Annotated in this window: 8 protein-coding genes and 2 pseudogenes; all 10 read left to right on the top strand. The window is 72.3% G+C overall.

Annotated features, from left to right (window positions below; all coding sequences use genetic code 11):
• Nucleotides 1-282, top strand: a pseudogene (locus ABZ646_RS35265) (hypothetical protein); the annotation flags it as partial.
• Nucleotides 283-469: 187 nt separating this feature from the next.
• Complete coding sequence (locus ABZ646_RS35260) at nucleotides 470-952, top strand: hypothetical protein (RefSeq protein WP_360528268.1); 483 nt, start codon at nucleotides 470-472, stop codon at nucleotides 950-952.
• On the top strand, nucleotides 949-1392 hold the full coding sequence (locus tag ABZ646_RS35255) for a hypothetical protein (RefSeq protein WP_360528265.1): 444 nt from the start codon (nucleotides 949-951) through the stop codon (nucleotides 1390-1392). Before ABZ646_RS35260 ends, ABZ646_RS35255 begins: the two co-directional genes overlap by 4 nt.
• A gap of 10 nt (nucleotides 1393-1402) precedes the next feature.
• Complete coding sequence (locus tag ABZ646_RS35250) at nucleotides 1403-1816, top strand: hypothetical protein (protein WP_360528262.1); 414 nt, start codon at nucleotides 1403-1405, stop codon at nucleotides 1814-1816.
• Nucleotides 1817-1859: 43 nt separating this feature from the next.
• The gene (locus ABZ646_RS35245; RefSeq protein WP_360528259.1) at nucleotides 1860-2702 is read left to right on the top strand and encodes a winged helix-turn-helix transcriptional regulator; all 843 of its coding nucleotides are present in this window, start codon (nucleotides 1860-1862) and stop codon (nucleotides 2700-2702) included.
• 8 nt (nucleotides 2703-2710) lie between these two features.
• Nucleotides 2711-3178, top strand: coding sequence for a regulator (locus ABZ646_RS35240; RefSeq protein WP_360528257.1), 468 nt, complete (start codon nucleotides 2711-2713; stop codon nucleotides 3176-3178).
• On the top strand, nucleotides 3175-4410 hold the full coding sequence (locus ABZ646_RS35235; RefSeq protein WP_360528255.1) for an MFS transporter: 1236 nt from the start codon (nucleotides 3175-3177) through the stop codon (nucleotides 4408-4410). Before ABZ646_RS35240 ends, ABZ646_RS35235 begins: the two co-directional genes overlap by 4 nt.
• 32 nt (nucleotides 4411-4442) lie before the next feature.
• Nucleotides 4443-4756 (top strand): annotated as a pseudogene (locus tag ABZ646_RS35230) (hypothetical protein).
• A gap of 257 nt (nucleotides 4757-5013) precedes the next feature.
• Nucleotides 5014-6240, top strand: coding sequence for an ATP-grasp domain-containing protein (locus tag ABZ646_RS35225; RefSeq protein ID WP_360528271.1), 1227 nt, complete (start codon nucleotides 5014-5016; stop codon nucleotides 6238-6240).
• Nucleotides 6237-7379, top strand: coding sequence for an MFS transporter (locus ABZ646_RS35220; protein ID WP_360528251.1), 1143 nt, complete (start codon nucleotides 6237-6239; stop codon nucleotides 7377-7379). Before ABZ646_RS35225 ends, ABZ646_RS35220 begins: the two co-directional genes overlap by 4 nt.
• Nucleotides 7380-7476 lie beyond the last annotated feature (97 nt).

Genomic DNA, 7476 nt, shown 5'->3' with positions numbered 1-7476 from the left:
GACGACCCGGACGACATGGTCGTCGTGGTGGCTCTGCGAGCCCTGGACGAGCGTGCCCCGTCGCCGTTCCGTGTCGTGGTCGAAGAGGTCGATACCGAGACGTGGACGCACACCCTGCGCGAGGGCGGTTTCGACACGGTCGGTGAGGCCCTGCAGTGGTGCGAGGACCGCCTCATGGGCGAGGCCGGTCCTCTCCCGCCGGTCCGTCCGACGGCCGCCGCCAGCCGCCCGGCCGGAGTGGCGAAGGCCCCTGCCCCGCGACCGCCCGGCCGTTCGCGCTGAGCGCTCGGCCCGACGCCGACGGCGCAACATAGCCGACGATCGCCGGTTAGCCAAACCGGCGATTCTCCGGACTCTTATAGCCGCCGGGACAACCTCCCCGCAGCGCCAATCCACGCAATCCCTATGTCTCTTCGGAGGCTTTTTCCGCATGCGCTCCACCCCAATTCCCAGAACAGGAGTCTTCGCTTTGTCCGACGGCATATCCGATGACGTCAAGGATGTCCTGGGCGTCCTCACCGAACGAATCGAAGCGCGCTTCGGCATGGACATCGCCCGCTTGAAGGCCGCGGTCGCCGCCGCGCCCCTGGCAAATCCTGCCGCCACCGATGTCGTCAAGTGGCATGGCCTCCTCGCAGAGGCCCAGTCCGTGCTCGACCACGCGGAGGACGACCTTCTTGCCGCGCTGGAGACACAGCCCAGTGAGGTCGACGACCCGACGATGGGCCTCGCCCACAGCGTGAACGCGGCCGTCACCACCCGCGACGGCCGGGCCATGGTCGTGCGGTGGCTCCTCGACCCGGACGCTCCGGGGAAGAAGGACCCCGCCGCCGAACGCCTCGCGCGCCCGCGCCCCCGCACCGGGCCGGCGGTGCAGACCAGCGCCCCCCACCGGCCTGCGGGCACACCCGCACCGGCGTCGGCGAGGCAGCCGGGAAGGCCCGTCCGTTGAGCCGGGACAGGGCCAGCACTATGGACGACGAGCTGCAGGAGGTCTTCGGAGCCCCGATTTCGGAGCTGTACGCGTCGGCTGTCGGTCACGATGCCTCACCCGCGCTCACCCGCGCCCTGGAACTGCGCTCCTTCCTGGCGCTGACGGAGGAGCAGGTCGCCCGCATACGCGACCGCGTGCACGCGGACATGGACCCGGACCGCGACATGGGCGACCTGTCGGCGGACCAGCTCCGCTTCGACGCGCAGTGGCTGGAGGCAGCACTGGAGGCCCGCGACGGCTACCGCGCCGCCCTCGGCGAGCTGCTGCGCACCATGCCCCCGCCCGCCCACCAGGCCCGTCCCGTCCGCACCACACAGCTCAAGACCACCGCAGCCGTCCCTTCTTCCGCCGCCCCGGCACCGCCGGGTGCCGGGGCGGCCCGGGCCCACCGACCGTGAAAGCCCCCGATTGCCCCGCCCCACGTCCACCGACATAGCCGGACGGATCGAGGACCTGTACGGCGCACCGCTCGCCGACCTTGCAGCCCGCGCACGCGACCAGCCGCCCGGCATGCTCTCCGCCCTGCTCGGCATGCACGACGGCCTCGCCCTCGCCGAGCGCAGCATCGACGTCCACCGCGGCAACCTCGCCCGGCTCGTCCATCCCGAGCGGCAGATCGGCCCGCACGAGGTGTCCCACCTCCTCGACGGCATCCGCCGGCTTGCCGAAGCCGTCGCCGTCCGCGACGTCCAAGCCACCTCGGTCACCGCTGTCCTGCAGAGCCTGGCCCGCGTCCCGGCCCCAACGCCTGGCCCGCCGGCTCCCTCACCGCCTGCCCCGGCTCCGCCTCTTGCGGCGCCGAGCCCGGTGCACAGCCGCTGACCCTGCAGGCGATCCCCCTTTCCATCACCCAGGAGCTCCTCCCTTGGCCCCCGCCGCTCTGCCCCCTGACACCGACGCCGACATCGCCCGGGTCACCGAGGCCCTCGCAATGATCACCCCGCGCTGGAACGTGAGGATCCTCCTGGCCCTCTCCGGATCGCCGCTGCGCTACAGCGAACTGGCCGCCAAGATGTCCTGGCTCCAGAACGGCCAGCTCCACCCCAAGCTCACGTCGCTGTGCGACGCCGGTCTGGTCGAGCGCACCGAACACGACGCACGGCACGTGACCTACGGCCACACCGAGCGGGGCGCTGCCCTGCTGCTGGTCCTGCCGACGATCGTCACCTGGGCCGAGAAGTATCTGGAGACGCCGGACGGCCCGCTGCCCGCGATCGAGCAGATCGAGGACAGCCTCACCCTCCTCACCCGGCGGCACGCCGCCGCCATCCTGTGGGTGCTGAAGTCCCGCGCGGAGGTCAGCGGGCGGGCCCTGGCCCGGATCGTGATGCCCAGCAGCGACTGGACCAACATCTACCCGCCGCTGCGGCAACTCGTCGCCGACGGCCTGGTCGACACCGACGGCATGGGCCGGCCCTACCGGCTGTCCGCAGCTGGTGATGGCCTGGGCGCCGTGCTCGGCGCCCTGTCCGCCTGGTCCGCCGGGCAGCCCCTCACCCAGGCCGCCCAGCACCCGGTCTGGGGGCACCCGCAGGCGAAGCCCGCGCCGAGGCCGTGGATCAGCAGCCAGTCGAGGCCGGCCCCCACGGCACTCCCACCCGCTCGGACACCCCAGTCCCCTCCGGCCTGGCACAGCCGGGATCTTTTCTCGCACGCCGCGACCGCCCACCCGAAGGCAGCCATCCCGGCGGGAGGCCCGCGCCGATGAGCATCGCCATGACCTCTGCCGAAGCGTTGCGCGCTGTCGAACTCCTCGCCTCGCGGCCCCTGGTCCGCCTGGTCACCGAGATCGACGACAACGGCGCCATACCGCCGCGACGGCTGGCCGCCACCTTGCCCGACCTCTCCACGCACCAACTGCGCAGCGCCTCCGACACGGCCCGCGCCCACGGTCTCATCCGGATCACGCCCGGGGCCGGTCTGGAACTCACCCAGGCCGGGACGGAGTTGGCCGACCTGTACGACGCGATGGCCCGCTGGGCTCGACTTCACGCCGTCCCGGCCCCCGTCTGCGAGTTCAGCAGCCGCATCCAGTGCGTCCTCGACCTCCTGGCACCATCGCTCACCACCGAGCGCCCCGACGGTGCGGAGGCGGGCCTGGCCCGTCTCCGCACGCTTCTGAACCGGTGGCTGGCCGACAACTCCCAAGTGGCCAGGGTGTCCGAACCTGGGCCGGTCGCGTGAGCACAGCGGTCACACCCCGGTTCGGATGTCACACCGGCGGGCTGATGCGCAGTATCTACCTGCCGCGCACGGCGGACGCATTGGCGTTCGCGATGGCCACCTACGGCATCCCGCTGCTCGTCCTGGCCACCACGCGCTCCGCGGCACTGACAGGCGTGGCGTTCACCTTGGAGTGGATCCCGCGGCTGGCTGCGTTCGGGTGGGCCGGATCGGTTGTCGACCGGCACGGTGCCGCGGTGGTCTTCCACCTGGCCGCCCTGGGCCGGGCGCTGGCTCTGGCCGCCGGCGCGGTCCTGCTCCACTTCCACCCGGCGGGCACCGTGGCGAGCGTGACCGTGATGGTGCTGGCGGCAAAGACCGGCGTACTCACCGAGTTCAGCTATATCGCGGTCGAGACGGCGGGCGCCGCCGCCGGACGCCGAGCGGGACGGCGGGCGCACCGTGTCCAGGCCGTGCTGCTCGGCATCGACCAGACGGCGACCCTGGCCGGTCCGGCGCTCGCCGGGGTGATGTTGCTTGCCGGTCCGCCGTCGATGCTCGCGGTGATCACTGTGCTCTCGTTGATTGCCGCGCTGCTCGCCCTGCGCACCCCGCCCTCGTCCGTGGCACCGGCCCGTGCGCCGAAGGGGCAGTCCGGTGCCGGACTGCTCACCGGGTGGCGCACTGTCCGCTCGCTGCCCGCGCTCGGCTGGCTCGTGGCCGGGCTGACCTTGTCCAACCTGGCCACCGGTCTTCTCCAGGCGGCCGGACCCGTGATCGTCGTCCAGCACTTCGGGCAGTCCACCACCGCTGTCGGCCTGGTCTGGTCCGCTGCTGCCGCAGCGACGCTCCTCAGCGTCACGCTCTGCCGGTTCGCTCTGGACCGCTTCGGCCTGTGGCCGGTTGGCGCCACCTGCGCTGCCCTGGCCTCGCTCGGCTGTCTCGCCGCTGCCCAGGCCCCCGACTACCGGTCCTACCTCGTCCTGGTCACGGTCCTCATGGCAGCCGACGGTGGTCTGGCGGTCGTCCTGCGCACCCTGCGCTCCCGCCTGATCCCGCCGGACAAGTTCGGCAGCACCCTGTCGGCGACGATCCTCATCCTCCTGCTGCCCTTCCCCGCCGCCGGAGTGCTCACCGCGCTCACCCCGCCCGACGCGCTGGGCCCCGTCATCACCGTCTGCGCGGCCCTGCAGGCCCTCGGTCTGCTCTGCGCCTTCGCCCGCCTGCGGACGGATCCCACCCTGCGCACCTGATCCTGCTGCGCCCCCAGCCTGAGCCGAACTTCATGCCCATAGCCGCCCTCGGGTCGTACCGCGCGACCGGCCGCACCATCACCGAACAGTTCCACGCTTCGACGCCCGCAACCCGCACGCCTACCGAGCCCTGGAGCGCATGGCCGCCCGCCGCCTGGCCGCCAGCGCCACTCGCGTCAGCTTGAAGGACCTGTTTGAGGACCTGTTTGAGCACCTGCGTCGCCAGTTCCCGCATGGAGTCGCCGGGCTGAACAACAACTTCACCTCCCTCTACGCCCGCCACCTGATCGACACCCACCCCCACTGGGTCAGCGTGTTCGAGCTGCGCCGCCGCCGCGCTGCCTGACATCCCTCCCTCTGCACCGCCTTCGCGCCCTCTGCCCGCCGACGACCGCCGGGCTGGCCGCCTCGTCCACGCGGCCCTGTCAGTGCGCGGGTTGCGTGAACGGCCTCGGCCCGGGACCCCGCCCCTCCGGGCCGCCCCAACAGCTGTCTCCGTGCCACTGCGGTCCGCTCGCCTTCTCCGCACCTTTCCATCCTCCGTATCCAAGGAGCTTGCTCTTGTTCGACCGCCCCGTCGTCCTCGTCGTTGCCGCAGCCGACATGGAGGCCGAGGCATACCGCGCGTACTGCCTTCAGTCCGTGGCCGCCGCCTACGACGTAGTCCTGATCACCAACGAAGAGCCCACGTGGGAGGTGCCGTACCTGCGCGACTGCGTCGTCGTCTCCGACCCGGCCGACCAGGCCGCGCTGTCCGCCGCCGGCCGGATGCTCGCCGAACGCTACGACCTGGCGGGGGTGTTCACCTGGACCGAGTGGTACCTCGTACCCGTGGCCCGCCTCGCGCGCCAGCTCGGCCTGTCCACCACTGCCCCGGAGGCCATGCAGGCGTGCCGCAACAAGGCCACGTCCCGTGCGCTGTTCGCGCGGCACGGCGTGCCATCGGCGGCTTCGGTGAGCGTGCGGACCCTGGCCGAGGCGCAGGCGGCGGCCCAGCGGATCGGCTACCCGTTCGTGCTGAAGCCCGCCGCGCACGCGGCCAGTATCGGCGTGATCCGCGCCGACACCCCCGACCAGCTCACCGCTGCCTTCGCGTTCGCCGACCAGGCGGCCGGGCTCGGGCGGGAATCCACCAGCGTGCTCGTGGAGGAGTACCTCGACGGACCCGAGGTGTCGGTCGAGTGCGTCACCTACCGCGGCGAGACCACCGTGGTCGCGGTCACCCGCAAGACAGTCAGCGCTCCGCCCTTCTTCGAGGAACTGGCCCACTGCGTGGACGCCGCAGACCCGCTGCTCGACGTCGTGACCCCCGTCGCACAGGCCGCGATCCGCGCCCTGGGGATTACCGACGGCGTCAGCCATGTGGAGATGCGCCTGGTCGACGGCCGGCCGCGGCTCATCGAGGTCAACGGCCGCATCGGCGGCGACATGATCGGCCACCTCGTCCGGCTCGCGACCGGCATCGACCTGCCGCGTGCCGCCGCCGACATCGCCTGCGGCCGTGCCCCCGACCTCACCCCGACCAGGTCCTCGGCCGCCGCCATCCAGCTGCTCTACCCGGACACCTCCGGCACCCTGCTCCACCTCGGCTTCGACGGCGCCAGCCCGCACTGGCTGGAGCGCGTGCACTTCCAGCACCAGGTCGGCGACCAACTGCTCCTCCCGGCCGACGGCGGCAACATGTGGACCGCGCGGATCGGCTACCTGATCACCACCGCGCCCACCGCGGACCTCGCACAGGCCCGCACCGAGGAAGCAGTCCGCCGTACCCGGATCCACGTACAGCCCCTCCCGGCCGACGAGCGTGTCGCTGGCGGGCACCCTGCATGAGCCACAGCGACGTAGCCCTCCGGCGCAGCCGGGTCCTGCTGACCGGCTACTTCCTCGGTCTGGGTGTGGAGATGGCTGTTTGGGGCGCCCGGATGCCGGCCGTCCAGCACGCCGCCCACCTGACGACCGGCAGTCTCTCCCTCGTCCTGCTTGCCGCCGCTGCCGGCATGGTCGCCGGGCTGCAGGCCGGAGGCCGGCTCGCCCGGCCCGAACGCCTTCCCGTGCTCTTGATCGGCGTAGCTGTCGCACTGGCGGCAGCACTCGCCCTGCTGGGCCAATGCCGGACTCTGGCCTCGCTTCTCGCAGCAGCACTGGTCTTCGGCGCCGCGCACGGGGTCCTGGACGTCGCCGCCAACACCGGTGCGGTCCGCTGCCAGAACGCCTACGGCATGCCCATTATGTCGTCCCTGCACGCCGCGTACTCGATCGGCGCGCTGATCGGCGCCGCCCTGGCCGCCGCCACCGCCGGCACAGCCCACAGCACCTTGTTCCTGGCAGCCGGTGCCACCCTGACAGTGGGCGTGCTCGCGGCCGTGCCGCGCACTCTGACGTTGAGCGGTACCGACCCCGCACCCCTGAGCCCCCACGAGGGACGGCACCGCACGCCGGGGCGGGTGTGGCTGCTGGGCGCGCTCGCGGCTGCCAGCCTGCTGGGAGAAGGGGCAGCAGCCGACTGGGCCGCCGTGCATGTGCATGCCCTTCACGCCGGCACGGCCCTCGCCGCGAGTTCCTTCGCCCTCTACAGCACCGGCATGGCGATCGGCCGGCTGACCGGCGACCGGCTCACGACCCGCTTCGGCGCCCCCGTAGTGGTCCGCGTCGGCGCACTGCTCGCGGCCACCGGACTGGCCACCGGCGTCCTCGCCGACACTGTGCCGGCGGCACTGGCCGGCTGGACGGTCTTCGGGCTCGGCCTGTCCGGCACCGTCCCCTCGCTGATCACTGCCGCCGGCACCCACGGTCCAAGGGCCGTCGCCACGGTCTCCGTCACCGGTTACCTCGGCCTGCTCACCGGCCCCGCCCTCATCGGCGCCCTCGCCAGCATCACCACCCTGCCCACCGCCCTGCTGCTGCCTGCCCTCCTCGCAGCAGCCCTCGCCGCCCTGGCTCGCCGCGCCCTGGAGAACACCACCCCTTGACCCAATGCCGCGTAGTTAAGCGCCGGGAGGTCGTGTCAAGCGGTTCGGGTGAAGTGGGGGTATGGGGGCGGGGCTCCGCGTAGGACAGGTGGTCTGC

It is taken from the genome of Streptomyces sp. NPDC007162 (assembly GCF_040634175.1).
Lineage (GTDB): Bacteria > Actinomycetota > Actinomycetes > Streptomycetales > Streptomycetaceae > Streptomyces.
The sequence above is the reverse complement of the archived record's forward strand: the minus strand, read 5'-3'. Positions and strand labels throughout refer to the sequence as shown.

Bases quoted from the DNA above. Each gene is read 5' to 3' on its own strand.
- ABZ646_RS35240 (WP_360528257.1), top strand. From the start codon at position 2,711: ATGACCTCTGCCGAAGCGTTGCGCGCTGTCGAACTCCTCGCCTCGCGG.
- ABZ646_RS35225 (WP_360528271.1), top strand. From the start codon at position 5,014: ATGGAGGCCGAGGCATACCGCGCGTACTGCCTTCAGTCCGTGGCCGCC.
- ABZ646_RS35220 (WP_360528251.1), top strand. From the start codon at position 6,237: ATGAGCCACAGCGACGTAGCCCTCCGGCGCAGCCGGGTCCTGCTGACC.